Source organism: Geodermatophilus sp. DSM 44513, assembly GCF_032460525.1.
Taxonomy (GTDB): Bacteria; Actinomycetota; Actinomycetes; order Mycobacteriales; family Geodermatophilaceae; genus Geodermatophilus.
On record NZ_CP135963.1, the window covers coordinates 1,188,243 to 1,211,894 of the forward strand.

At 75.6% G+C, this 23,652-nt stretch carries 26 protein-coding genes; 13 read left to right on the plus strand and 13 right to left on the minus strand.

The window, feature by feature from the left end:
* Positions 1-38: 38 nt before the first annotated feature.
* The 6 genes from RTG05_RS05790 to paaA form a co-directional block, all read right to left on the minus strand.
* Positions 39-206: a hypothetical protein gene (locus RTG05_RS05790; RefSeq protein WP_166527849.1), complete on the minus strand. Its 168-nt coding sequence runs from the start codon at positions 204-206 to the stop codon at positions 39-41.
* A gap of 75 nt (positions 207-281) precedes the next feature.
* Positions 282-1,358, minus strand: a complete 1,077-nt coding sequence (gene paaE, locus RTG05_RS05795) for a 1,2-phenylacetyl-CoA epoxidase subunit PaaE (RefSeq protein WP_166527850.1) — start codon at positions 1,356-1,358, stop codon at positions 282-284.
* A complete protein-coding gene (gene paaD / locus RTG05_RS05800; RefSeq protein WP_315912363.1) occupies positions 1,359-1,886 on the minus strand; it encodes a 1,2-phenylacetyl-CoA epoxidase subunit PaaD in 528 nt (175 codons plus the stop codon).
* Positions 1,883-2,794, minus strand: coding sequence for a 1,2-phenylacetyl-CoA epoxidase subunit PaaC (paaC, locus tag RTG05_RS05805; RefSeq protein ID WP_166527851.1), 912 nt, complete (start codon positions 2,792-2,794; stop codon positions 1,883-1,885). The genes paaD and paaC overlap by 4 nt, the downstream gene beginning before the upstream one ends.
* Before the next feature lie 84 nt (positions 2,795-2,878).
* Positions 2,879-3,163 (minus strand): 1,2-phenylacetyl-CoA epoxidase subunit PaaB, encoded by a 285-nt coding sequence (paaB, locus tag RTG05_RS05810; RefSeq protein ID WP_208105017.1) that lies wholly within the window; start codon positions 3,161-3,163, stop codon positions 2,879-2,881.
* 80 nt (positions 3,164-3,243) lie between these two features.
* The gene (paaA, locus tag RTG05_RS05815) at positions 3,244-4,197 is read right to left on the minus strand and encodes a 1,2-phenylacetyl-CoA epoxidase subunit PaaA (protein WP_166527853.1); all 954 of its coding nucleotides are present in this window, start codon (positions 4,195-4,197) and stop codon (positions 3,244-3,246) included.
* Between the two features lie 100 nt (positions 4,198-4,297).
* Here paaA and paaK point away from each other — a divergent pair, with 100 nt between their 5' ends.
* Positions 4,298-5,629 carry a phenylacetate--CoA ligase PaaK gene (gene paaK, locus RTG05_RS05820; RefSeq protein WP_166527854.1) on the plus strand — a complete coding sequence of 444 codons (1,332 nt, stop codon included), beginning with the start codon at positions 4,298-4,300 and terminating at the stop codon, positions 5,627-5,629.
* Positions 5,626-6,222: a TetR/AcrR family transcriptional regulator gene (locus RTG05_RS05825; protein WP_166527855.1), complete on the plus strand. Its 597-nt coding sequence runs from the start codon at positions 5,626-5,628 to the stop codon at positions 6,220-6,222. Before paaK ends, RTG05_RS05825 begins: the two co-directional genes overlap by 4 nt.
* Before the next feature lie 2 nt (positions 6,223-6,224).
* Here RTG05_RS05825 and RTG05_RS05830 read toward each other — a convergent pair whose 3' ends face one another.
* Entirely contained in the window at positions 6,225-7,073 is an 849-nt protein-coding gene (locus RTG05_RS05830) for an alpha/beta fold hydrolase (RefSeq protein ID WP_166527856.1), read from the minus strand.
* Positions 7,070-8,617 (minus strand): MFS transporter, encoded by a 1,548-nt coding sequence (locus RTG05_RS05835; RefSeq protein ID WP_166527857.1) that lies wholly within the window; start codon positions 8,615-8,617, stop codon positions 7,070-7,072. The genes RTG05_RS05830 and RTG05_RS05835 overlap by 4 nt, the downstream gene beginning before the upstream one ends.
* Before the next feature lie 67 nt (positions 8,618-8,684).
* Here RTG05_RS05835 and RTG05_RS05840 point away from each other — a divergent pair, with 67 nt between their 5' ends.
* Entirely contained in the window at positions 8,685-9,182 is a 498-nt protein-coding gene (locus RTG05_RS05840; RefSeq protein ID WP_166527858.1) for a MarR family winged helix-turn-helix transcriptional regulator, read from the plus strand.
* Between the two features lie 10 nt (positions 9,183-9,192).
* Here RTG05_RS05840 and RTG05_RS05845 read toward each other — a convergent pair whose 3' ends face one another.
* Positions 9,193-10,026 carry an alpha/beta fold hydrolase gene (locus RTG05_RS05845; RefSeq protein WP_166527859.1) on the minus strand — a complete coding sequence of 278 codons (834 nt, stop codon included), beginning with the start codon at positions 10,024-10,026 and terminating at the stop codon, positions 9,193-9,195.
* 100 nt (positions 10,027-10,126) lie between these two features.
* Between RTG05_RS05845 and idi the strand changes: the two genes are divergently transcribed.
* The 4 genes from idi (at position 10,127) to RTG05_RS05865 (ending at position 12,825) form a co-directional block, all read left to right on the plus strand.
* The gene (gene idi, locus RTG05_RS05850) at positions 10,127-10,672 is read left to right on the plus strand and encodes an isopentenyl-diphosphate Delta-isomerase (protein WP_208104813.1); all 546 of its coding nucleotides are present in this window, start codon (positions 10,127-10,129) and stop codon (positions 10,670-10,672) included.
* A gap of 104 nt (positions 10,673-10,776) precedes the next feature.
* Complete coding sequence (locus RTG05_RS05855; RefSeq protein ID WP_166527860.1) at positions 10,777-11,595, plus strand: polysaccharide deacetylase family protein; 819 nt, start codon at positions 10,777-10,779, stop codon at positions 11,593-11,595.
* A 74-nt stretch (positions 11,596-11,669) separates the two neighbouring features.
* Positions 11,670-12,446 (plus strand): SDR family NAD(P)-dependent oxidoreductase, encoded by a 777-nt coding sequence (locus tag RTG05_RS05860; RefSeq protein WP_166527861.1) that lies wholly within the window; start codon positions 11,670-11,672, stop codon positions 12,444-12,446.
* 13 nt (positions 12,447-12,459) lie between these two features.
* Positions 12,460-12,825: a hypothetical protein gene (locus RTG05_RS05865; RefSeq protein WP_166527862.1), complete on the plus strand. Its 366-nt coding sequence runs from the start codon at positions 12,460-12,462 to the stop codon at positions 12,823-12,825.
* Here RTG05_RS05865 and RTG05_RS05870 read toward each other — a convergent pair.
* On the minus strand, positions 12,799-13,191 hold the full coding sequence (locus RTG05_RS05870; RefSeq protein WP_166527863.1) for an ArsR/SmtB family transcription factor: 393 nt from the start codon (positions 13,189-13,191) through the stop codon (positions 12,799-12,801). The two genes, RTG05_RS05865 and RTG05_RS05870, sit on opposite strands and share 27 nt — an antisense overlap.
* A gap of 121 nt (positions 13,192-13,312) precedes the next feature.
* Here RTG05_RS05870 and RTG05_RS05875 point away from each other — a divergent pair, with 121 nt between their 5' ends.
* Together RTG05_RS05875 and RTG05_RS05880 are read left to right on the plus strand one after the other, a co-directional pair.
* Positions 13,313-13,720: a four-helix bundle copper-binding protein gene (locus tag RTG05_RS05875; RefSeq protein WP_166527864.1), complete on the plus strand. Its 408-nt coding sequence runs from the start codon at positions 13,313-13,315 to the stop codon at positions 13,718-13,720.
* 81 nt (positions 13,721-13,801) lie between these two features.
* Entirely contained in the window at positions 13,802-14,998 is a 1,197-nt protein-coding gene (locus tag RTG05_RS05880) for a CehA/McbA family metallohydrolase (protein WP_166527865.1), read from the plus strand.
* A 30-nt stretch (positions 14,999-15,028) separates the two neighbouring features.
* Here RTG05_RS05880 and RTG05_RS05885 read toward each other — a convergent pair whose 3' ends face one another.
* Positions 15,029-17,347: a SpoIIE family protein phosphatase gene (locus RTG05_RS05885; RefSeq protein ID WP_166527866.1), complete on the minus strand. Its 2,319-nt coding sequence runs from the start codon at positions 17,345-17,347 to the stop codon at positions 15,029-15,031.
* Positions 17,344-18,003 carry a biliverdin-producing heme oxygenase gene (locus RTG05_RS05890; RefSeq protein ID WP_315912364.1) on the minus strand — a complete coding sequence of 220 codons (660 nt, stop codon included), beginning with the start codon at positions 18,001-18,003 and terminating at the stop codon, positions 17,344-17,346. The genes RTG05_RS05885 and RTG05_RS05890 overlap by 4 nt, the downstream gene beginning before the upstream one ends.
* Before the next feature lie 228 nt (positions 18,004-18,231).
* On the opposite strand from RTG05_RS05890, the gene RTG05_RS05895 reads away from it, so the two are divergent.
* Together RTG05_RS05895 and pruA are read left to right on the plus strand one after the other, a co-directional pair.
* Positions 18,232-19,164: a proline dehydrogenase family protein gene (locus RTG05_RS05895; protein ID WP_315912365.1), complete on the plus strand. Its 933-nt coding sequence runs from the start codon at positions 18,232-18,234 to the stop codon at positions 19,162-19,164.
* A gap of 77 nt (positions 19,165-19,241) precedes the next feature.
* A complete protein-coding gene (pruA, locus tag RTG05_RS05900) occupies positions 19,242-20,867 on the plus strand; it encodes an L-glutamate gamma-semialdehyde dehydrogenase (protein ID WP_166527868.1) in 1,626 nt (541 codons plus the stop codon).
* A gap of 72 nt (positions 20,868-20,939) precedes the next feature.
* On the opposite strand, the gene RTG05_RS05905 is transcribed toward pruA, so the two are convergent.
* Entirely contained in the window at positions 20,940-21,377 is a 438-nt protein-coding gene (locus tag RTG05_RS05905; RefSeq protein ID WP_315912366.1) for an Lrp/AsnC family transcriptional regulator, read from the minus strand.
* A 169-nt stretch (positions 21,378-21,546) separates the two neighbouring features.
* Between RTG05_RS05905 and ddaH the strand changes: the two genes are divergently transcribed.
* Entirely contained in the window at positions 21,547-22,392 is an 846-nt protein-coding gene (gene ddaH, locus RTG05_RS05910) for a dimethylargininase (protein WP_315912367.1), read from the plus strand.
* Entirely contained in the window at positions 22,365-23,642 is a 1,278-nt protein-coding gene (gene rocD / locus RTG05_RS05915; protein ID WP_315912368.1) for an ornithine--oxo-acid transaminase, read from the plus strand. The genes ddaH and rocD overlap by 28 nt, the downstream gene beginning before the upstream one ends.
* The last annotated feature ends 10 nt before the right edge of the window (positions 23,643-23,652 follow it).

Here is a 23,652-nt window from a genome sequence, read left to right on the forward strand (position 1 = left end):
CGGCCCGTCCCCGCTGGGTGGACGGGCCGGGCAGCGGGTCAGTCGTCGTCCTGTTCGTCGTCGCCCTCCTCACCGCCCTCGTCCTCCTGCTCGACACCGCTGTCCCCGGCGGTGTCCGAGCCGCAGGCGGCGGTGGTGAACGAGGTGGCGGCGATGGCGACGCCGGCGGCTGCCAGGCGCCAGCGGCGGGTGCGGGTGGTCGTCACGGCGTCCTCCGGGAGGTGTGTGTGCGGACGGGACACCGGTGCCCACCAGGGCCGCCGGCCATGCCGCGTCCGGGATCAGGCGTCGAAGTCGACGGTGACGACGTCGGTCACCGGCACCGACTGGCAGGTCAGCACGTACCCGGCCGCCACCTCCGCGGGCTCCAGCGCGTAGTTGCGCCGCATCCGCACCTCACCCGCGGTGACCCGCGCCCGGCAGGTGCCGCACACCCCGCCCTTGCAGGCGAAGGGCAGGTCGCCGCGGACCCGCTGGGCGGAGTCGAGCACCGGCACGTCGCGGGGGAGGGCCAGGGTGGTCTCCCGGCCGTCGAGGACGACGGTGACCTGGCTGCTGGGTCCGCTGACCGCCGCCTCGTCGCCGCGCACCGGCTCCGGCGGGACGTCGTCGACGTAGAACAGCTCCTGGTGCACCCGGTCGGCCGGCACCCCGAGGGTGGCCAGCAGCTCGCGGGCGTCGGCGACCATCCCGTGCGGGCCGCACAGCCACCAGTGGTCGACGTGCGCGACGTCGACCAGCCGGGTGACCAGCGTGTGCAGCCGCTCGCCGTCCAGGCGCCCGCTGGTCAGCTCGGCGTCGCGCGGCTCGCGGGAGAGGACGTGCACCAGCTGCAGGCGGGGGCCGTGGCGGTCCTTCAGGTCGGCCAGCTCGTCGGCGAACATGACCGTGCTGGTGCGCCGGTTGCCGTAGAGGACGGTGACGGTCGACGCGCCGTCGCCGAGCACCGTGCCGGCCAGGCTCAGCGCCGGCGTGATGCCGGAGCCGGCGACGACGAACACGTGGTCGGCCGGCGTGGACAGGTCGGCGGTGAACGTGCCCGACGGCGGCAGCACCTCGATCCGGTCACCGACCGCCACCTCGTGCACCAGCCAGGAGGAGAAGAAGCCGCCGGGCACCTCGCGCACGCCCACCCGCGGCGGGGCGCCCACCGGGGCGCAGATGGAGTAGGAGCGCCGTTCGTCGCGGTCGCCGTGGACCCGGCGGAGGGTGAGTGCCTGGCCGGGCCGGAAGGCGTACTCGCCGGCCAGTTCCTCGGGGACGTCGAAGGTGACCGCGACGGCGTCGTCGGTGAGTCGCTCGACGCTCGCCACGGTCAGCCGGTGGAACTGCGGCCGGCGGCGGGCCGGTGCGCTCACTCAGATCTCCTTGACGTGCTCGAAGGGCTCCCGGCAGCTGCGGCAGCGGCGCAGCGCCTTGCAGGCGGTCGCGCCGAACTCGCTGAGCTCCTCGGTGTCGGCCGAGCCGCACAGCGGGCAGGCCGCCGTCCGACGGGAGGGACCCAGCTGCAGCGGCACCGGCCCGGGCGGGCGGACCGGAGCCCGGCCGGGCGGGGCGATGCCGGCCTCGGCGAGCTTGCGGCGGCCGTCGGCGGTGATCCAGTCGGTGGACCACGCCGGGGACAGCACGGTGCGCACCTCGACGTCGTCGAAGCCGGCGGAGTGCAGGGCGTGCAGCAGGTCCGCGCGCATCACGCCCATGGCCGGGCAGCCGCTGTAGGTGGGGGTGATCTCGACCACGACGGTGCCCTCGTGCACCCGCACCTCGCGCAGCACGCCCAGGTCGGCCAGCGTCAGCGCGGGCAGCTCGGGGTCGGTGACGGTCTCCGCGACCGCCCGCGGCCCCTCGGCGCCAATATCGCGATAATGGCGGAGACCGGGGGTCACCAGGTCGCCGCCGGGTGCTGCCGCGCCAGGCCCTGCAGGGTGCCCAGCAGCCCGGTCAGCTCCGGCCCGTGCTCACCGACCCGGCCCCGCGGGGCGACGTCGGAGGGCCAGGCGGGCACCCGCAGCATGGCGCGCTGCAGCACGGTCGTGAGCACGTCGCGCACCTCGTCGCGGACGTCGGCCGGGTCGACGGCGACCCCAACCGTGGCCAGTCGGCGCTCGACGTCGGTGGCGGTGAAGACGTCGGCCAGCAGCGGCCACACCAGGTCGGCGCCGTGCTGCACCCGCCGGTGGGACTCCGCCGTGCCGTCGCCGAGGCGCAGCACCCAGCGCGCGGCGTGGTCGCGGTGGTAGGTCAGCTCGTGGACGCCCTTGGCGGCGATCGCGGCCAGCACCGGGTCGCGGGAGGTCCGCAGCCGGGCAAGGACCGCCAGCCGCACGGTCGAGGCCACCAGCAGCCGGACCATCGTCTGCCCGAAGTCGCCGTTGTCCGCCTCGACCAGGCCGGTGCTGAGGAACTCGTCGGGGTCGCGGAAGTAGGCCAGCGCGTCCTCGTCGGGGATCGACGCCGAGGCCCGCGACCGGGACCGGCCCAGCACACCGACCGTCCCGGCGCGGGCCAGCAGCAGCCGGGCCTGCCCGAGCAGGTCCAGGGCGGTGTTGCCGACGGCCACCTCCTCCTCCAGCTCGGGGGCGGCGGTCATCCACTGGGTGAGTCGCTGGGCCAGCACCAGGGCGTCGTCGCCGAGCATGAGGCAGTAGGCGCCCAGGTCGGCCGGGTCGACGCCGTCGGGCACGGTGGTGTCGACCCCGGCCAGCGGCTCGTCGAACCCGCTGCCGAACGCCCAGTGCCCCCCGTCGTCGTGCCCGTTGGCCAACGCGTCGTACACCGTCTCCTCGTGCCCCATGCCTCTCCTGGTGACGTGCTGGAACGGCCCCCTCCCCGGGGTCCCCGCGCCGAGGTACGAGGTGCGGGGGAGGGAGGGGGTCCTTCACATGTGCGGGACGTCCTCGGGGATCTCGTAGAACGTCGGGTGCCGGTAGACCTTGTCGCCGCTGGGGGCGAACATCGGGTCCTTCTCGTCGGGGCTGGACGCGGTGATGTGGGCGGCCTGCACCACCCAGATGCTCACGCCCTCGTTGCGCCGGGTGTAGAGGTCGCGGGCGGCGTGCACCGCCATCTCGTCGTCCGGGGCGTGCAGCGAGCCGACGTGCACGTGGTTGATCCCGCGCTTGCCGCGGACGAACACCTCGTAGAGCGGCCAGTCCCGGCGCACCTGCGCCGGGCGCGGCTCGACCGGCACCTGCGGCCCGGTGGGGACGGCGCCGTGCCCGCCCTCGGCGGTGACGTCGCTGCTCATGCCGAGTGCTTCGCGGCGTAGGCGGTGGCCGCCTCGGTGACCCAGGCGTTGTCGTCGCGGGCGGCGCGCCGGCGGGCGATCCGCTCGTCGTTGCACGGGCCGTCCCCGGCGAGCACCCGCTTGAACTCCGTCCAGTCGATGGCCCCGAAGCGGTGCCGGCCGGTCTCCGGGTCCAGCCGCAGCTCCGGGTCGGGCAGCGTGACGCCGAGGACGGCGGCCTGCGGGACGGTCATGTCGACGAAGCGCTGGCGCAGCTCGTCGTTGCTGTGCCGCTTGATGCCCCACGCCATCGACTGGGCGGAGTTGGGGCTGTCGTCGTCCGGCGGGCCGAACATCATCAGCGAGGGCCACCACCAGCGGTCGACGGCGTCCTGCACCATCGCCCGCTGCTCGGGCGTGCCGCGCACCATCGTCATCAGCAGCTCGTAGCCCTGCCGCTGGTGGAAGGACTCCTCCTTGCAGACGCGGATCATCGCGCGGGCGTAGGGGCCGTAGGAGGAGCGGCACAGCGGCACCTGGTTGCAGATGGCCGCGCCGTCGACCAGCCAGCCGATGACGCCGACGTCGGCGTAGGTGAGCGTCGGGTAGTTGAAGATCGAGCTGTACTTCTGCCGGCGCTCGATGAGCTTGTCGGTCAGGTCGGCCCGGTCGGCGCCGAGGGTCTCGGCCGCGGAGTACAGGTACAGCCCGTGGCCGGCCTCGTCCTGCACCTTGGCCAGCAGGATGGCCTTGCGCCGCAGGCTGGGCGCGGCCAGCAGCCAGTCGCCCTCGGGCTGCATGCCGATGATCTCCGAGTGGGCGTGCTGGGCGATCTGGCGGACCAGCGTCCTGCGGTAGCCCTCGGGCATCCAGTCGCGGGGCTCGATGCGGTGCCCGGCGGCGATCGTGGCGTCGAACTGCTCCTGCAGGGTCGCCTCGTCCAGCGACTGTTCCAGCGCGGGCGCGGACACGGCCCCTCCTCACGGGTTTACTGAACGAGCGGTCAGGAATAGTGTCGCCCACGGGACGCCGGGGCACAAGCGCCCGGGGACGACGGAGGGACGGCCGGCCATGACGACGACCGCGGACCGGCGGGTGGGCCCCGCGCCGGACCCCGACACCCTCGACCCGGAGGAGCGGATGGGTGTCGAGGAGCTGCGCGCCCTGCAGCTGGACCGGCTGCGCTGGACCCTGCGGCACGCCTACGACCACGTCCCGCACCACCGGCGCGCGTTCGACGCGGCCGGCGTGCACCCCGAGGACTGCCGGGAGCTCGCCGACCTCGCGCGCTTCCCCACCACCAGCAAGGCCGACCTGCGCGACACCTACCCGTTCGGCATGTTCGCCGTCCCGCGCGAGCAGGTCCGGCGGGTGCACGCGTCCTCCGGCACCACCGGGCGCCCCACCGTCGTCGGGTACACCGAGCGCGACCTCGACACCTGGGCCGCGGTCATGGCCCGCTCCCTCCGCGCCGCGGGCGCCCGCCCCGGCGACGTGCTGCACAACGCCTACGGCTACGGCCTGTTCACCGGCGGCCTGGGCGCCCACTCCGGCGCGGAGCGGCTGGGCTGCACCGTCGTCCCGGTCTCCGGTGGCATGACCCCGCGGCAGGTGCAGCTGATCACCGACTTCCGGCCGCGGGTCATCACGGTCACGCCGTCCTACGCCCTGGCGCTGATCGACGAGTTCGAGGCGCAGGGCCTGGACCCGCGCGCCAGCTCGCTGGAGGTCGGCGTCTTCGGCGCCGAGCCGTGGACCGAGCAGATGCGCGCCGAGATCGAGCAGCGGCTGGACGTCGACGCCGTGGACGTCTACGGCCTGTCGGAGGTGATGGGCCCGGGCGTCGCCCAGGAGTGCGTCGAGGTCAAGGACGGCCTGCACGTCTGGGAGGACCACTTCTATCCCGAGGTCGTCGACCCGCTGACCGGGCAGGTGCTGCCCGACGGGGAGGTCGGCGAGCTGGTGTTCACCTCGCTGACCAAGGAGGCGATGCCCGTCGTCCGGTACCGCACCCGCGACCTGACCCGGCTGCTGCCGGGCACCGCCCGGCCGGGCATGCGGCGGATGGAGAAGGTCACCGGCCGCACCGACGACATGATCATCCTGCGCGGGGTGAACCTGTTCCCGACGCAGGTCGAGGAGGTCGTGCTGCGCACGCCGGGCCTCTCGCCGCACTTCGCGCTGGAGCTGACCACCCGCGGCCGGCTGGACCACCTGACGGTGCGCGTCGAGGCGCGCCCGGACTGCCCGCCCGAGCGTCGTGGGCCGGCCGCCACCGAGGTGGCCAGGGGCGTCAAGGACACCGTCGGCACCACCGTCGAGGTGGTCGTGGTGGACCCGGAGACGCTGGCCCGCTCGATGGGCAAGCTCAAGCGCGTGTACGACCACCGGGACCGCGGGTGACCGCGGCGCCGGCCCGGCGCGGGCGCCCGGGGCACTCGCTGGACTCGCTGCTGGAGACGGCGGTCGCGGTGTTCATCGAGCGCGGCTACGACGCCACGAGCACCGCCGACCTGGCCGCCCGCCTGGGCGTGACCAAGGCGGCGATCTACCACCACGTGCCCAGCAAGGTCGAGCTGTTGCGGCTGGCGCTGGACCGGGCGCTGGACGCGCTGTTCGCCGTCACCGACGAGCCGGGTGCGACCACGGGACGGGCGATCGACCGGCTCGAGCACGTCGTCCGAGGGTCGGTGCGGGTGCTGGCCGCCGAGCTGCCCTTCGTCACCCTGCTGCTGCGGGTGCGCGGCAACTCCGACGTCGAGCGGGCCGCGCTGCAGCGCCGGCGGGCCTTCGACCGGGTCGTCACCGACCTGGTGCGCGCCGCGGAGGAGGAGGGCGACGTCCGGCCCGACGTCGACCCCGCGGTCACCAGCCGGCTGCTGTTCGGCACCGTCAACTCCCTCGTCGAGTGGTACCGCCCGGACGGCGACCTGTCCGCCGCCGAGCTGGCCGATGCGCTGGTGGCCACCACGTTCGGCGGCCTGCGCACGCGCTGAACTCAGCGGCCGGCGGGTGAGTGGCCGCCGAACCAGCCCAGCACGGCCGCCGCGGCCCGCTCGGGCTGCTCCAGGTGCGGGAAGTGCCCGGTGCCCGGCCAGGTCTCGGCGCGGTAGCCGGCGGTGAAGAGCTCCTCCTGGCCCTCGGCGAGGAAGGGCAGCGCGCAGCCGTCGTCGGCCCCGCACACGTACAGCGTGGGCACCGGCACGGTCTCGGCGGGGACGGCGAAGCCGCCGGCGCGGTACATCGCCACCGGCGCCGGCATGCTCGCGGCCAGCGTCCGCCGCACGTGCGCCAGGTGCTCCGCGGGCGGGTCGAACCCCGGCGCCCAGCGCCGCCACAGCCGCTCCACGTACGCGCAGTCGTCCCGGGCCACCCGACGGTCGGCGAGCCGGCCCAGCTGGAAGAACACGATGTACCGGCTGGCCCACAGCTGGCGCGGGCTGCGCCGGGCGTTGCGCTGCACGTACGCCGGGTGCGCCCCGGCGAACAGCACCGCCGAGGCGAACCGGCCCGGCCGGCGGGCCATCGCGGGGTAGGCCAGCTGGGCGCCGTAGTCGTGCCCGACCAGGTGCACCGGGGCACCGGGGGACAGCGTGTCGGCCAGGCAGTGCACGTCGTCGACCAGGGTGTCGAGGTCCAGCGGGCCCTCCAGCGTCGAGGGCGCGTAGCCGCGCAGGTTCACCGCGGCCACCCGGTACCCCGCGCCGGCCAGGGCGGCGGCCAGGCCGTCGTAGGTCGTGGCGTCGTCGGGGAACCCGTGCAGGCACAGCACCACGGGGCCGGAGTCGCCCGCGCGGCGCACCCCGAACACCCCGCGCGGGGTGTCCAGCCGCTCGTAGCCGGTCACCGCCCGGCCTCCACCGGCTCGGGGTCGGCGTCCGACGGCGTCCGCCGCCCGGCGGGGGCGAGGGCGGCGATGACCACCGCGGCCACGCCGAGGACGGCGGCCCCCACGCCTAGGGCGGTGCCCAGCCCGCCGGCGAACGCGGCCCGGGCGGCCTCGGCCAGGGCGGCACCGTCGGGGCCGAGGCCGCCCGCGGCGCCGACCGCGGTGCTGGCACCCTCCCGGGCGGCCGCCGCAGCCTCCGGCGGCACGCCGTCCAGTGCGGGCGCCACCTCGGTGCGGTACGCGCCCAGCAGCACGCTGGACAGCACGGCGATGCCGAGGACGCCGCCCACCTCGCGGGTGACGTCATTGACCGCGCTGGCCACCGAGCGCCGCTGCGGCGGCAGCCCGTCGATGATCGGCACCGTGCCCGGCGTGACGGCCAGGCCGAAGCCGACACCGAAGACGAGCAGGCCTGCGGCCAGCCAACCCAGCGACCCGTCGTCCACCGTGCCGGCCAGGACGGCGAAGCCCGCGGCCATCCCCGCCAGCCCGCCGGCGCCGGGCCACCGCGGCCCGATCCGCTCGAGGGCCAGCGGGGTCAGCGCGCTGGCCGCACCCACCCCGACCGGGATGACCAGCAGCGCGGCGGCGGCCTGCAGCGGGGTCTGCTCGCGGACCAGCTGCAGGTACTGCGGGGCCAGTACGAACAGCCCGAGCGAGGCGAAGAACTGGGCGCTGACCAGCAGTGAGCCGGCGCTCAGCCCGCGGTCGCGGAACAGCCGCACGTCCAGCGCCGGGGCGGGGGTGCGCAGCTCGTGGACGACGAAGCCGGCCAGGGTCACCGCACCGAGGGCGACGGTGGCCAGCGTCAGCGGATCCGTCCACCCGCGCCGCGGGGCCTCGATGACGGCGAACACCACGGCGGCCAGGCCGGCGGCGGACAGCGCGGCGCCCAGCGGGTCCAGCGACAGCGAGCGGTCCCGGTGCTCGGCCACCAGCACCGCGGCACCCGGGACGAGCAGCAGCGCGGCCACGCCGGAGGCCAGCTGCAGGCTGCCCCACCAGGCGACCTCCAGCAGCGCCCCGCCGAGCAGCGAGCCGCCGACGGCCCCGGCCGCGGACACCGCCGACCACACCGCGACGGCGAACCCGCGCCGCTCGGGCGGGTAGGCGTCGACCAGCGCGGACAGCGTGACGGGGAACACCGCGGCGGCCCCCACGCCGGCCGCGGCGCGCAGCGCGACGAGCTGGCCGGGGTCCGCGGCCCAGGCGGAGGCGATCCCGGCTGCGCCGAACAGCAGCAGCCCGCCGACCAGCAGGGTGCGCCGGCCCACCCGGTCGGCGGCGATGCCGGCCGGCAGGAGCAGCGCGGCGAAGGTCAGGGCGTAGGCGTCGATGACCCAGGTGAGCTCGGTCTGGGTCGCCGTGAGGTCGCGGGCGACCTCGGGCAGGGCGATCGCCAGCGCCGAGTTCCCGGCGACGACGAGGGCCAGTGCGGTGCACAGCAGGAGGAGCAGGGCACGCAGCGACGGTGCGCGTGTGCCGGACGTCGTCCCGGACACGGTCGGTCCTCTCACTCGGGAGCGGAGTAGTTCGGATACGGAGGTACGTATGAGCTAGGATGCCTCCGTGACCGAGCGACCGCAAGGGGACGACGTCGAGCAGGTCGAGCGGGGGCGGATGGCCGCCGAGGAGCTGTCCTGGGCCCTGCGCGCCGTCGTCCGGGCCAGCGGCGACGTCGACCGGGAGCTGGCCGCCCGGCTGGGGCTGCGGCCACTGGACTACGCGGCGATGAACCACGTGATGTCCGGCGGGGAACCCCTGGGGCCGGTCGAGGTGAGCGCGCGGCTGGGCATCTCCACCGGGTCCGGCACCGAGCTGGTCGACCGGCTGGAGCACGCCGGGCACCTGCGCCGGGAACGCCACCCGACCGACCGGCGGCGGGTGCGGCTGCAGCCGACCGAGGAGACGGTCGGGCGGGTGCTGGCGGCGCTGGGGCCGCTGCTGGCCGACCTGGACGCGGCCGCCGAGGGCTTCACCGCCGACGAGCAGCAGGTCATCGGCCGGTACCTGCGGGCCGCGGAGGCCAGCCTGCGCCGCTACGGCCGCCGGTCCGGGGACGACTGAGCGTGGCGGGTCAGCGGGTGTCGCGCACGTGCCCGGCGACGAGGTCGGCGGTGCGCTCCGGCGCCCGCTCGGGGATCCAGTGCGGCAGGCCCTCGAGGACCTCGAGCGTGTAGGGCGCCCGGACGAAGGAACCCGACGCCTCGATGCCGGCGCGGTGCAGGGCGACGTCCCGGGTGCTCCACACGTGCAGCGTGGGCACTCGCACCCGGCCCACCGGGTCGCCGGCGTCCCAGGGGAGTGCCCGGTACCAGGCCAGCGCGGCCGACAGTGCGCCGGGCTCGCGCAGCCGGGCGACGTAGCGGTCGGCGTGCTCCGCGGGCAGCCCGCTGCGCACCAGCGTGCCGTGCAGCAGCAGCCCGCCACGGGCCAGCAGCAGCCGCTCGGGCAGCACGGGCAGCTGGAAGGCCGCCATGTACCAGGACTGCAGCGCCTGCGGGCTGGTGAACAGGGCGCGGGCGAAGGCGCCGGGGTGCGGCACGGACAGCACGGTCAGCGTGCGCACCCGGTCGGGGTGCCAGGCGGCCAGCGCCCAGGCCACCAGGCCGCCCCAGTCGTGCCCGACGACGTGCGCGCCGGCCACCCCCGCGGCGTCCAGCAGCGCGCGGACGTCGTCCACCGCCGCCCGCACCCGGTAGGCCGACCGGCCGGGCGGGCGCGCGCCGGGGGAGTAGCCGCGCTGGTCGGGGGCCAGGGTGCGCAGGCCCGCGGCGTGCAGGCCGGGGGAGACGCCGTCCCAGGCGGTGGAGTCCTGCGGGAAGCCGTGCAGCAGCACCACCGGCTCGCCGTCGGGCGGACCGCCGTCCCGGACGTCGAAGACCAGGCCGTCGCGCGTGAAGCGGTCCACGCCGGTGACGGTGCCCGCACGCGGTACCGCTCACGCCTCGCAGGGGGCGCCGGGAGACGGCAGGTGACCGCGGTGGAGCCCGGTGGGCGACGATGTGGCGGTGACGGCCACCTCGGAGGAGCTCATCGTCCTGGTCGACGACGACGGGACGGCGATCGGCACCATGCCCAAGCCGCTGGTGCACCACGGCGAGACGCCGCTGCACAGGGCCTTCTCCGCCTACCTGTTCGACGACGACGGCCGCCTGCTGGTCACCCGCCGCGCCGCGGGCAAGCAGACCTTCCCCGGCATGTGGACCAACACCGTGTGCGGCCACCCCGGTCCCGGGGAGGACGACGCCGCCGCCATCGCCCGGCGCGCCGCCTACGAGCTGGGCCTGCAGGTGGACGAGCTGCGGCCGGCGCTGCCCGGCTACCGGTACCGCGCGGAGTTCCGCGGCGTCGTGGAGAACGAGGTGTGCCCGGTGTACCTGGGCCGCTTCTCCGGCACGCCGGCGCCGGACCCCGGCGAGGTGGGCGAGTGGGAGCTGCTGGACTGGCCGACCTTCCGGGAGCGGCAGGAGACCCAGGACGCCGAGGCGTGGTCGCCGTGGTGCCGCGAGCAGGCCCGCCTGATCGAGCAGGCGGGCCTGGTCCCCGCCGGCTGATCCCGACACGGCCGGTGACGGCCCGGGCACGGCCGGTCCCGGCCGTCGGGGCCGCTCGTGTCGCTGGGCGGGACCCGCCGAGGACGCTGCCTAGCCTCCGCCGCATGGAGCGCCGCCGCTTCCTCGTCCTGCTCGCCGCGGGGCTGGCCGGCACGGCCGTCGGCCGCGGCACGGCCGGGCTGGTCGACCCGGCCCGGGCGCCGGTCGGCCCCGCGGCCGCCGCTCCGCCGCCGGTCGCACCGGCAGCGGGACCGGGCGTGCCGCCCGCGCCCGCCGGCGTCGTCGACCGGCTGCCCGGCGAGGGCAGCTCCCTGGCGCTGACCATCGACGACGGCACCAGCTCCGCGGTGGTCGGCTCGCTGTGCCGCTTCGCCGAGGACACCGGCGTACGGCTCACCTTCTTCCCCAACGGCCGCTACGCCGCCTGGGAGGACAACGCCGACCGGCTGCAGCCGCTGGTGGACTCCGGCCAGGTCGCCCTGGGCAACCACACCTGGTCCCACCTGGACCTGACCACGCTGTCCGACGGCGGGGTCGCCGAGGAGATCGGCCGCAACCGCGACTGGATCGAGCGGACCTTCGGCGTGACGACGCCGTTCCTCCGGCCGCCGTTCGGCGCGCACGACGAGCGGGTGGACCGGATCAGCGCCGAGCTCGGGCACCCCACGATCGTCATGTGGAACGGCACGCTGGAGGACAACCGGCTGCTGACCCCCGGCGAGCTCGTCGCCGCCGCCCGCCGGTGGTTCACCCCGCAGGCCGTGGTCGTCGGGCACGCCAACCAACCGACGGTCACGACCGTCTACGACCGGCTCGTGGAGCTCGTCGCCGAGCGCGGGCTGCGCACGGTCACCCTCGCCGACGTGTGGGGCCCGGGGCTCGGCGGCGTGCGGTCGGCGTCGGGAACCGCTGCCGCCGGGTGATCGGCCCGACCTGCGACGAGCGGGCGCATCGGTGAGGCTGGTCGGCGACACGCGGACGACGGATCGAGGAGCGGATGGCCGACAGGGCGATGCAGGGGCGGGTGGCGCTGGTCACGGGCGCGGCGAGCGGACTGGGCCGGGCGACCGCCGTGGCCCTGGCCGAGGCCGGCGCGCACGTGGTGATCGCCGACATCGACGAGGGCGGCGCCAAGGGCACGGCCGAGCTGGTGGCCGAGGCCGGCGGGTCGGCGGAGGTCGTCGCGCTGGACGTGACCGACGACGCCAGCCGCCGCGCGGTCGTGCAGCAGCTGTTCGACGCCCACGGGGACGCCTTCGACGTCCTGGCCAACGTCGCGGGCATCGACCGGCCCGGCTACGCCACCGACATCGACCTGGCCGACTACCAGCGGGTGCAGGCGGTCAACTGCGAGGGGCCTATCTTCCTGACCAGCGAGTTCCTCAAGCGGGTGCAGCACCTGCCGGAGGGCCGCACCGCGGACGTCGTGCACGTCGTCTCGCTGTCGGCGATCACCTCGGGCAGCGGCGCGATCGCCTACAACGGCTCCAAGGCCGGCTTCCTCAACGCCACCCGCTGCATCCAGCGGGAGCTGCGGGAGAAGGCGGTGACGGCCGACGACGGCACCGAGCGACCCTTCCCGTGCCGCGTGCAGGCGGTCATCCCGGCGGCCATGGACACCCCGATGATGGAGCAGTGGGGCATCCCGGCCCACCTGATGATGCCGCCGTCGGCCGTGGCGGACCTGGTGCGCCACCTGGTCACCCTGCACCCAGCGGCGTTCGTGCCGGAGATGCAGATCGTGCCGCGCCTGGAACCGAACTTCCCGCGCTGAGAGGAGCCGACGGATGACCGCCCCGGACGAGAGCGCCCTCGACAGCGGCATGGCCAGCGGGTCCGACGCCGGTGGGCCCGGCGAGCACCTGGGCTCCGGGGAGCTGACCGCCGACGAGCGGCGGGTGCTCGAGGAGCTCACCCACGGCGCCCCGGCCGGTGACGCGGGCCGGGTCGCCGACGCCGCCGTCCCCGACGATGCCGTCCCCGACGATGCCGTCCCCGACGGTGCGGTCGCCGACGACGCCGTGGTGAGCGCGGCGGAGGACGAGACGCCGCTGCCCGCCGAGGGCGGCGACCAGGGGGACGGGCTCAGCGTCCCGTTCAGCCCGCCGCCGGGCGGGGGTCGACCCTCACGGGGCGTCGTCGGCGGCCGGTGACCGGGTGAGGGCCACCAGCCGCCACAGGCAGTGCTCGAGCAGCGGCTCGGGGAAGTCCGGGGCCAGCCGGTAGTAGACGACCCGGCCCTCGCGCCGGTTGGCGACCAGCCCGGCGGTGCGCAGCACCCGCAGCGCGTAGCCCACCGCGTCCTCGTTGACCTCCAGGGCGAGGGTGAGGTCGCCGACGCACAGCTCCTCGGCGACGTCCAGGGCGTAGAGCACCCGGGACCTCGTCGGGTCGGAGATGAGCGTCAGGATGCTCGCCAGCGCGGCGGCGTCGTCCCGGCTGGGGAGCCGCTCGCGGGCGCGGGCCACCCGCTCGGGGTCGACCGGGTGCTGGTGCGGCTGCGGTCGGTCATTGCTCATCGCGTGTCGCCGTGCCCTCGTTGTCCGTACGCCCGTCCGGGTGTCGCCCTGCCCGGCGGTCGGGTGACCGCCGAGGAGAGCCTCCCCCATGACGACGGGGGACAGACGGGAGGACGCCACCGTGACCGTTGCCAGCCAAATGCTCGACGCCTACCCGGCCGACCTCGGCGGGATCGACGAGCAGAGGCTCGTCGAGTGCATCGAGGCCTGCCTCGAGTGCGCCCAGGCGTGCACCGCCTGCGCCGACGCCTGCCTCAGCGAGGAGATGGTCGCGGAGCTGGGGAAGTGCATCCGCACCGACCTGGACTGCGCCGACGTCTGCGAGGCCACCGGGCGGGTGCTGTCCCGGCACACCGGCTACGACGCCACCCTCACCCGCGCCGTCCTGGAGGCCTGCGCCGCGGCGTGCAGGGCGTGCGGTGACGAGTGCGAGCAGCACGCCGGCATGCACGAGCACTGCCGGATCTGCGCCGAGGCCTGCCGGCGCTGCGAGACCGCCTGCCGGGAGCTGATCGCCTCCCTCGGCTGAGCCGGTGCACGGGCCCGGGCCGGCCGGGCCCGTGCCGGCTCCCGGCGGGCGGCGCCCGCCCGCCGCTCGTAGGGTCGCCGGGTGACCGGGCCTGCGCTGGGGCGCCCGCTCGACGCGTACGGGACGAGCCGGGTGTCCCGGCTGCGGCCCGCCACCCACCTGCTGGCGCACGCGGACCTGCACAACCACACCTGGCTGTCCGACGGCGCCGGTGACCCGGAGCTGGCCTTCAGCTCGATGCGCCGTGCCGGCCTGGACGTGGCCGCCCTCACCGACCACGCGGTCTTCGCCGCCGGCGTCGACGACGTCTGGGACCTGCCGTGGGTGACCCGGCTCAGCGGCATCGACCGGGAGGCGTGGGCCCGGCTCGGGCGGCTGGCCGACGCGGCCGACGACCCCGGCCGGTTCGTCGCGATCCGCGGCTTCGAGTGGTCCCACCCGCTGCTCGGCCACGTCAACGTCTGGGGCACCGAGACCTTCGTCGACCCGTTCCGCACCTTCGACACCGACCTCTCCCGGTTCTACGACTGGCTGGCGCGGACCGGGGACGGCGCCGCCGGCCGGGGGCTGGCGAGCTTCAACCACCCCGGCGGCCGCGGGAACCTGCTGGTCTTCGCGGGCTTCGAGCTGCACCCGGCCGTGGTGGGCCAGATGGCCGGGCTCGAGGTGTTCAACAAGCGCTTGGACTACCTGTACGAGGGCGTCGAGGGCGGTGACCCCTCCCCGCTCGTGCGCTGCCTGGACCAGGGCTGGCGACCCGGGCTGATCGGGGTCAGCGACGAGCACGGGACCGACTGGGGCCTGCCGGACGGCAAGGGCCGCACCGGCCTGTACGTGACCGGGCTCAGCCGGGCGGCGGTCCGGACGGCGCTGGCCGACCGGCAGGTCTTCGCCACCCGCCTGAGGGGCCTGCGGCTGGACGCGACCCTCGACGGGCACCCGATGGGCGGCGCGGTCCGGCTCCCCGGGCCCGCGCGGGTCCGCGTCGAGGTCGACGTCGACCGCGGGGAGCCCTGGCGCGGCCGCCCGCTGAGCCTGCAGCTGCTGACGTCGGGGGAGCGGATGCCCGCGGTGGTCGCGGCCGGGGAGTTCGCCGTCCCGGGCCCGGACGACCCCCTGCCGGCCGTCGAGGTGGAGGTGGACCCGGCGCGGACGCCCTGGCTGGTCCTGCGGGTCAGCGACCCCGCCGAGCCGGCGGACTCCCGCGCCACCGGCCCGTGGGTGCCGTGGGGCTCGGCCGTTGCCTACGCCAGCCCCTGGTGGCTGGAGGCCGGCTGACCGCACGTCGCGGGGAGCGTCCGGCCCGGGTCAGTCCTGCAGGCGGACGGCGACCACGGCGACGTCGTCCTCGGCGCCCTCGGGCAGCATCCGGGCGATCAGCTCGTCGCAGGCCTCCTCCAGCGGCCGGCCCCGGACGGCGGCCAGCTCACCGGTCAGCCGCTGCACGCCGACGTCGAACACCTGGTCGCGGCGCTCGACCAGCCCGTCGGTGTAGAGCAGCAGCGTCGAGCCCGGCCGCAGGTGCACCTCGGACTCGGTCCGCCGGGCACCCGGGTCCACGCCCAGCAGCAGCTCGGCCCGGGACGGCGCGAGGGGGCGCACGCCGTCGCCGGCCCCGGCCAGCAGCGGTGGCAGGTGCCCGGCGCTGGACCAGCGCAGCCGGGTGCCACCGGAGGACGGGTCGGGGGTCAGCCGCCCGACGAGGACGGTCGCCATGGACTCCAGCCCCAGACCGGCCACCGCGGAGTCCAGCCGGCGCAGCACGGCGGCGGGACCGTCGGCGCTGTCGTAGGCGATGCCGCGCAGCAGCCCGCGCAGCTGGGCCATGTCGGCGGCGGCGGCGGTGTCGTGGCCGACGACGTCGCCGATGACGACCACGGTGGACCCGTCGGGCTGCTCGAACACGTCGTACCAGTCGCCGCCCACCTGGGCCTCACGCGCCGCCGGCACGTAGCGGACCGCCACCTGCAGCCCGGCCGGGACCGGCGGGTCGGTCAGCATGGAGCGCTGCAGCGTCTCCGCGGCCCGCACGATGCTGCGGCTGCGGGCGTACAGCGCCTCCAGCAGGTGCGTGCGCAGTTCGGCCACCTCGGCCAGCTCCTGCGGCGTCCAGGGCTGGGACCGGTCGCGGACGGTCTCCCGCCAGCGGTCGAAGCTCTTGCGCGGGCTCAGCCGCACGGAGTCGCCCTCGGCCTCGGCGATCGCCTTGTTGTGCGGGTCGCCGCCCCAGTCCACCGAGCGCAGCGACTCGGTGCGGTGCCAGAGCACGAACTGGCCGTCCGGCAGGGGTAGCACGAGCACCCCGCGCACCGGGCCGAGGGTCGCCGCGAGGTCCGGGGCGTCGCGGAGCACGGAGTCGGAGGCCACGACGTCCTCGTACCGGGTGGCCGCCCAGGCGAGGACCGCCTCGGCGGCGCCCTCGGGCAGGGCCTCGCCGCGGGCCACGCGGTGGCCCTGCAGGTGGACGACGACGCCGTCGGCGGGCAGCAGGTCCAGCAGGTCCGGCGAGCCGAGCAGGGTGTCGGCCAGCGGGCGGTCCTCGTCGAGGGTGGCGGTGGCCAGCCAGGCCAGGGTGGAGCGCACCTGCAGCGCGCGGTGCACCTCCTCCTCCTCGGCGCGGTCGACCAGCCGCAGCGACAGCGTCGAGCCGAGGAACTCCGCGGCGGCCCGGGTGGCGTAGGGCGGGGCGTGCGGCCCGGAGTAGTGGTGGCAGGCGATCAGCCCCCACAGCCGGTCGTCGCGCAGCAGCGAGATGGACATCGAGGCGCGCACGCCCATGTTCTGCAGGTACTCCACGTGCACCGGCGAGACGCTGCGCAGCGTGGAGTAGGTGAGGTCCAGCGGCTCCCCGGTCGAGGACACCAGCACCGGGTGCAGCGGCACCGGGCGGTAGTCGACGTCGGAGATCAGCCGCAGCCAGTTCTTCTCGTACAGCGCCCGCGCCTGCACGGGGATGTCGCTGGCCGGGAAGTGCAGGCCGAGCCAGGTGTTGAGCCCCGGCGCCCGGGCCTCGGCGACCACCTGGCCGTGGTAGTCCGCGTCGTAGCGGTAGACCATCACCCGGTCGAAGCCGGTCAGCTCCCGTACCGCCTGCGCGGTGGTGTCGTAGAGCTCCTGCAGCGAGGTGGCGCGGTTGAGCTCGCCGACCGTGCGGCGCACCGCCTGGTAGGTGTTCGGGAAGGAGAACGGGCGCGGGCCGTGGGACGGCTCCAGCTCGACGACCAGCATCGTCGCCGGCGCCGTGCCGCCGTCCTGCCCGTCGACCACGGTGCGGTGCAGCAGCGCGTCCACCGGCACCGGGCTGCCCCCGACGTCCAGGGTGACCTCCACCGGGTTGCGCTCCCGGAGGTCGCCGAAGCCGCTCGCCGAGCGGGCCACCGCGCCGGCCGCCGCCACCCCGAGCACGTCGGGCAGCCGCCGGCCCAGCGCGTCGCCGGGTGCCACCCCGATCAGCTCGGCCAGGTTCTCCGAGACCTGCTCGACCACGAGGTCGGGCTCGCTGACGGCGAGCAGCACCCCGCGGGGCTGGATGCTGCCCGGCACGTGGATCGGCTCGCGGTCGCAGGCGGTCAGGTCGCCCGGCGTCCCGGCCCCCAGCAGCTCGACGCCCTGGCCGGCGTCGGTCACGCCGCAGGCCCCGTCCCGAGGCTCGCGCCGAGCGTGCGAGGCGTGAGGAGGACGGGGTCCTTCTGCGGCGTGCACCAGCTCGCCAGGGAGCCGAAGGTCGTGCGGGCGGCCTGGACCAGGCGGGCGGCGTCGCCGCCGTCGGCGACCCGCGCCCGGGTGACCCGGCGGTAGGCGTGCCACATGGCGCCGGTCTCGGCGCCGTAGGGGGAGAAGGCGCCCAGCCGGACGCCGGGGCCCAGCGTGGGCAGGGTGGCCAGGTGGCGGGCGATGAACGTGCCGCCCAGCGTGGCGCCCTCCAGGACGTAGAGCCGGCCCAGCGCCTGGTCGGTGTCCTCCACGGCCGGCAGCTCGGGGTGGGCCGCGACGCCGGTGCCGGCACCGAGGGCCCGCAGGTCGTCGGCGAACAGGTGCGCCCGGCGACGCCGCGCCCAGGAGACCCCCGCAGCGTCCGCGGGGTGCCGGGAGGCCCAGGCGTCCAGGCCGGCCTCGGCGGCGACCCAGAAGGCGTGCAGCCGGACGAGGACGGCGACCAGCCGGTCGCGGCCCAGGTGCGGGTCCATCAGGCCGAGGGTCGACTCCACCTGCTCGTGCTCGGTGGCCGTGGCCGACCTGAGCGCCGTGAGGACGTCCGCGTCGCCCCCCGTGTCTCGAGGCAACGCCTCTCCTCCCACCACCGTCCTCCACCGAGGGTAGGTCACCGGTCGCGCTCCGGCGAGGCGAGGCCGGGGGCCCGCCGGGACGCTCCCCGGCCCCTCCGTCCGGTACGGCGGGCGGGTCACGGGTACAGCAGGACGAGGGAGACCGTTCCTCCGTCGCTGGTGGTGGCGACCGCGGCTGCCTAGCGTCGGGGGCGTCCGGTACCCGGCGGCGGAGGTGGCGCGTTGTTGTCCCAGAAGACCCTGCTGCTCGGCGCCTCCCGGCGTCCGGAGCTGCGCCGGCTGGTCACCGGCACCCCGGCCACCCGGCGGGTCGTCGACCGCTTCGTCGCCGGCGAGACGCTCGACGAGGCGCTGGCCGTCGTCCGCTCGCTGACTGGTCAGGGCATCGCGGTGACCCTGGACCACCTCGGCGAGGGCGTCACCGACCGCGGGGAGGCCGAGCGGTCCCGGGACGCCTACCTGGCGCTGCTCGACGGGCTGGCGCCGCTGCGCCTGGGCCGCGCCGCGGAGGTGTCGGTGAAACTGTCGGCGTTCGGCCAGGCGCTGCCCGGCGGCGGCACCGACCTGGCGCTGGAGCTGGTCCGCCCCGTCGTCGAGGCGGCCACGGCGATCGGCACCACGGTCACCCTGGACATGGAGGAGTCCGCGACGGTGGACTCCACCCTCGGCGTCCTGGCCGAGCTGCGCCGCGACCACCTCGGCACCGGCGCGGTGCTGCAGGCGATGCTGCACCGCACGCTCGCGGACGCCGAGGCGCTCGCCGTCCCCGGGTCGCGGGTGCGACTGGTCAAGGGCGCCTACGACGAGCCGTCGTCGGTCGCGTTCCGGTCCCGCGACGACGTGGACGCCGCCTACGCCCGCTGCCTGGGCGTCCTGATGAGAGGGCCGGGGCGCCCGATGGTCGGCACCCACGACCCGCGGCTGCTCTCGGTCGCCCGCCGGCTGGCCGACGAGCAGGGCCGGGCGCCGGACTCCTGGGAGGTGCAGATGTTGCACGGCATCCGGGTCGACGAGCAGCGCCGGCTGGCCGCCGAGGGTGTCTGCGTGCGCGCATACGTGCCCTACGGTGCGGACTGGTACGGCTACTTCATGCGCCGCCTGGCCGAGCGCCCCGCAAACCTGCGCTTCTTCCTGCGCTCCCTGGCCACCACCACCTGACCCCGCCCCGGCCCCGGCCCGCCGATATCGCGATAATGGCGGGTCACGGGGTACGGGTCCCGGAGAGGAGAACCCCGATGGACGCCGTCACCCAGGTCCCCCCGCCGCGCAACGAGCCGGTGCTGAGCTACGCCTCCGGCACCCCGGAGCGGGCGGCGCTGCAGCAGCGGCTCGCCGAGCTGGCCGCCGACCCGCTCGAGCTGACCATGACCATCGGCGAGGCGCGGCGGATGGGCGGGGGTGAGCGCTTCGACGTCGTCCAGCCGCACCGGCACGCCGCCGTCCTCGGCACCGCCGCGCACGCCACGCACGCCGACGCGCAGGAGGCGGTGGCCTGCGCCAAGGCGGCCGGGCCGGCCTGGCGGGAGCTGTCCTTCGACGACCGGGCCGCGGTGTTCCTGCGCGCCGCGGAGCTGCTGGCCGGCCCGTGGCGGCAGACGCTCAACGCGGCCACGATGCTCGGGCAGTCCAAGACCGCCCACCAGGCCGAGATCGACGCCGCCTGCGAGCTGGCCGACTTCTGGCGGTACAACGTGCACTTCGCCCGGCAGGTGCTGGCCGAGCAGCCGGTGTCCAGCCGCGGCGTGTGGAACCGCACCGACCACCGGCCGCTGGAGGGCTTCGTCTACGCGGTCACCCCGTTCAACTTCACCGCCATCGCCGGCAACCTGCCCACCGCGCCGGCGCTCATGGGCAACACGGTGGTCTGGAAGCCCGCGCCCACCCAGCAGTTCGCGGCGCACTTCCTCATGCGGCTGCTGGAGGAGGCCGGCCTGCCGCCCGGGGTCGTCACGATGGTCACCGGCGACGGGGCCGCGGTCTCCGACGTCGCCCTGGCCGACCCCGACCTCGCCGGCATCCACTTCACCGGCTCGACGGCGGTGTTCCAGATGATGTGGCGGCGGGTCGGGGAGAACATCGCCTCCTACCGCGGCTACCCGCGCATCGTCGGGGAGACCGGCGGCAAGGACTTCGTCGTCGCCCATCCCTCGGCCGACGTCGACGTGCTGCGCACCGCGCTGGTCCGCGGCGCGTTCGAGTACCAGGGGCAGAAGTGCTCGGCGGCCTCGCGGGCGTACGTGCCGCGGTCGGTGTGGGCGAGGCTGCGCGACGACCTGGTCGACGTCACCGAGTCGCTGCCCATGGGCGACGTCACCGACCTGTCGAACTTCATGGGCGCGGTGATCGACCGCAAGAGCTTCGCCAAGCTGTCCGGCGTCATCGACCAGGTCGACGACGACCCGGCGCTGTCGATCGTGGCGGGCGGCCAGAAGGACGACGCCGAGGGCTTCTTCGTCCGCCCGACGGTCATCGAGGGCACCGACCCCGGGCACGAGGTGTTCAGCACCGAGTACTTCGGGCCGGTGCTGGCGGTGCACGTCTACGACGACGCCGACTACGACACGGTGCTCACCCAGATGGAGTCCGTGGCGCCCTACGCGCTCACCGGGGCGGTCATCGCGCAGGACCGCGAGGCCATCGCGCACGCCCAGCGGTTCCTGCGCTTCGCCGCCGGCAACTTCTACGTCAACGACAAGCCCACCGGCGCCGTCGTCGGCCAGCAGCCCTTCGGCGGCGGGCGGGCCTCGGGCACCAACGACAAGGCCGGCGCGGCGCAGAACCTGCTGCGCTGGACATCGACCCGCTCGATCAAGGAGACCCTCGTCCCACCGACCGACCACACCTACCCGCACCAGTCCTGACGCCCTGGAACGGCCCTCCTGCAGGGGCCCGCCGCGAGCGTGCGAGTGGTGGGGGGCAGGAGGGTCTTTCTGTCAGGAGCGAGGGCGGTCGATGAGGCGGGACAGCACGATGACGCTCTCGGTGTGGTCGACGTTGGGCTCCTCGCGGATGCGCTCCATGGCCTGCTCCAGGTGCCGGACGTCGGAGGCCAGGACGTGCACCAGGGCGTCCGCGGAGCCCGAGACGGTGCAGGCCCCCACCACCTCCGGGACGTCGGTCAGCGTGCGCCGCAGCTCGGCCGGGGAGACCGTGCCCTTGCAGTAGATCTCCACGTAGGCCTCGGTCTGCCAGCCGAGCACCGCCGGGTCGACCAGGGTGGTGAACCCGCGGATGGCGCCCGAGGCCACCAGCCGGTCCACCCGCCGCTTCACCGCGGGGGCCGACAGGCTCACCTCCGCGCCGATCTCGGCGAAGGTCGCGCGGGCGTCCCGCTGCAGGCAGGACAGGATGCTGCGGTCCAGGTCGTCCACTCCGAGCCCTCTCTGCAACGGATGAGGTGTCTCGGCCATGATGACGCAACGGATCAGGCCTCGGTGAGCAACAGACGTCGCTTGTCGTCGGTCCGGGGGGTGCCTACGTTCGAGCGTGTCGCCGGTGCCCGTCGGCGGCACCTGCGTCGACCCCTGGAGAGCTGCGTCCGTGACCGCCCCCACCCCGTCCCCGGCTCCCCGCGAGGCCACCCCGCGCCGCTACCTGATGTGCCCGCCGGCGCACTTCGAGGTGAGCTACGCGATCAACCCGTGGATGGACCCGTCGGCCCCGGTCGACGCCGGGCTGGCGATGCGGCAGTGGGAGGAGCTGCGGCGGACCTACGAGCGGCTCGGCCACGAGGTGCACCTCATCGACCCCGAGCCCGGCCTGCCCGACATGGTGTTCGCCGCCAACGGCGGCCTCGTCGTCGAGGGCCGCGCGCTGGGCGCCCGGTTCACCCACCCCGAGCGCGGCCCGGAGGGCCCCCTCTACCAGCGGTGGTTCCAGGCCGCCGTCGACGGCGGCCGGCTCAAGGAGGCCGTCGTCCCGCGGGCCACCAACGAGGGCGAGGGCGACTTCCTCGTCGTCGGCGAACGGGTCCTCGCCGGGCACGGCTTCCGCACCGACCCGGCCGCGCACCGCGAGGTGCAGGAGCTGTTCGGCATGCCGGTGATCGGCCTGTCGCTGGTCGACCCGCGCTTCTACCACCTGGACACCGCCCTGGCCGTGCTCGGTGACGACGACGTCGCCTACTTCCCGGGCGCGTTCAGCGAGGGCAGCCGCGAGGTGCTGCGCCGGCTGTTCCCCGACGCCGTCCTCGCCTCCGCCCGGGACGCCGCTGTCCTGGGCCTCAACGCGGTCTCCGACGGGGAGACCGTGGTCCTCTCGGCACAGGCGACCGGGCTGGCCGCCCAGCTGCGGGAACGCGGCTACCGGCCGGTCGGGGTCGACCTGTCCGAGCTCCGCAAGGCAGGGGGGAGTGTCAAGTGCTGCACGTTGGAGCTCCGCGGCTGAGCCCGGAGAACGAGCCCCGGCCGGCCTCGCCGGCCGACCACCAGGCGCTGGTCGACCGCAGGGCGGCCCACAACTACGCGCCGCTGCCGGTGGTGGCCGCCTCGGCCGAGGGTGCCTGGGTGACCGACGTCGAGGGACGTCGCCACCTGGACTGCCTGGCCGCCTACTCGGCGGTCAACTTCGGCCACGGCAACCCCACCGTCCTGGCCGCCGCCCGCGCCCAGCTGGAACGCCTCACGCTGATCAGCCGGGCCTTCGGCCACGACCAGCTGGGGCCCTTCGCCGCCGAGCTGGGGGACCTCGTCGGCAAGGAGATGGTCCTGCCGATGAACACCGGCGCCGAGGCGGTGGAGTCCGGCATCAAGGTGGCCCGCAAGTGGGGCTACGAGGTCAAGGGCGTCGCACCGGACCGGGCGAACATCGTGGTCATGGCCGGCAACTTCCACGGCCGGACGACGACGGTCATCAGCTTCTCCGACGACCCGGAGGCCCGCGCCGGCTACGGCCCCTTCACCCCCGGCTTCCGCACCGTGCCCTTCGGGGACGCCGCCGCCGTGGCCGCCGCCATCGACGAGGACACCGTCGCCGTCCTGCTCGAGCCGGTGCAGGGCGAGGCCGGCATCATCGTGCCGCCGGCCGGCTTCCTGCCCGCCGTCCGCGAGACCTGCACCCGCGAGGGCGTGCTCATGATCGCCGACGAGGTGCAGTCCGGGCTGGCCCGCACCGGCCGCACGCTGGCGGTGCAGCACAGCGACGTGGTCGCCGACGTCTACCTGCTGGGCAAGGCGCTCGGCGGCGGCGTGGTGCCGGTGTCCGCCGTTGTCGCGGACGCCGACGTCCTCGGCGTGCTGCGGCCCGGCCAGCACGGGTCCACCTTCGGCGGCAACCCGCTGGCCTGCGCGGTGGGCCGGGCGGTCGTCGGCATGCTCGCCGGCGGGGAGTGGCAGGAGCGCGCCCGGCTGCTGGGCGCCCACCTCGAGGGCCGGCTGCGGCAGCTCGTCGGCTCCGGGGTCACCGCCGTGCGCTGCATCGGCCTGTGGGCCGGGGTGGACGTCGACCCGGCGATCGGCACCGGCCGGGAGGTGTGCGTGGCGCTCGCCGAGCGCGGCGTGCTGGTCAAGGACACCCACGGGTCCACCGTCCGGCTGGCCCCGCCGCTGGTCGTCGAGCCGGCCGAGCTGGACTGGGCGGTCGACCAGCTGGCCGACGCGCTTGCCCAGCTGGCCGCCCGCCGCGGCACCACGGTCTGACCGGCCGGCG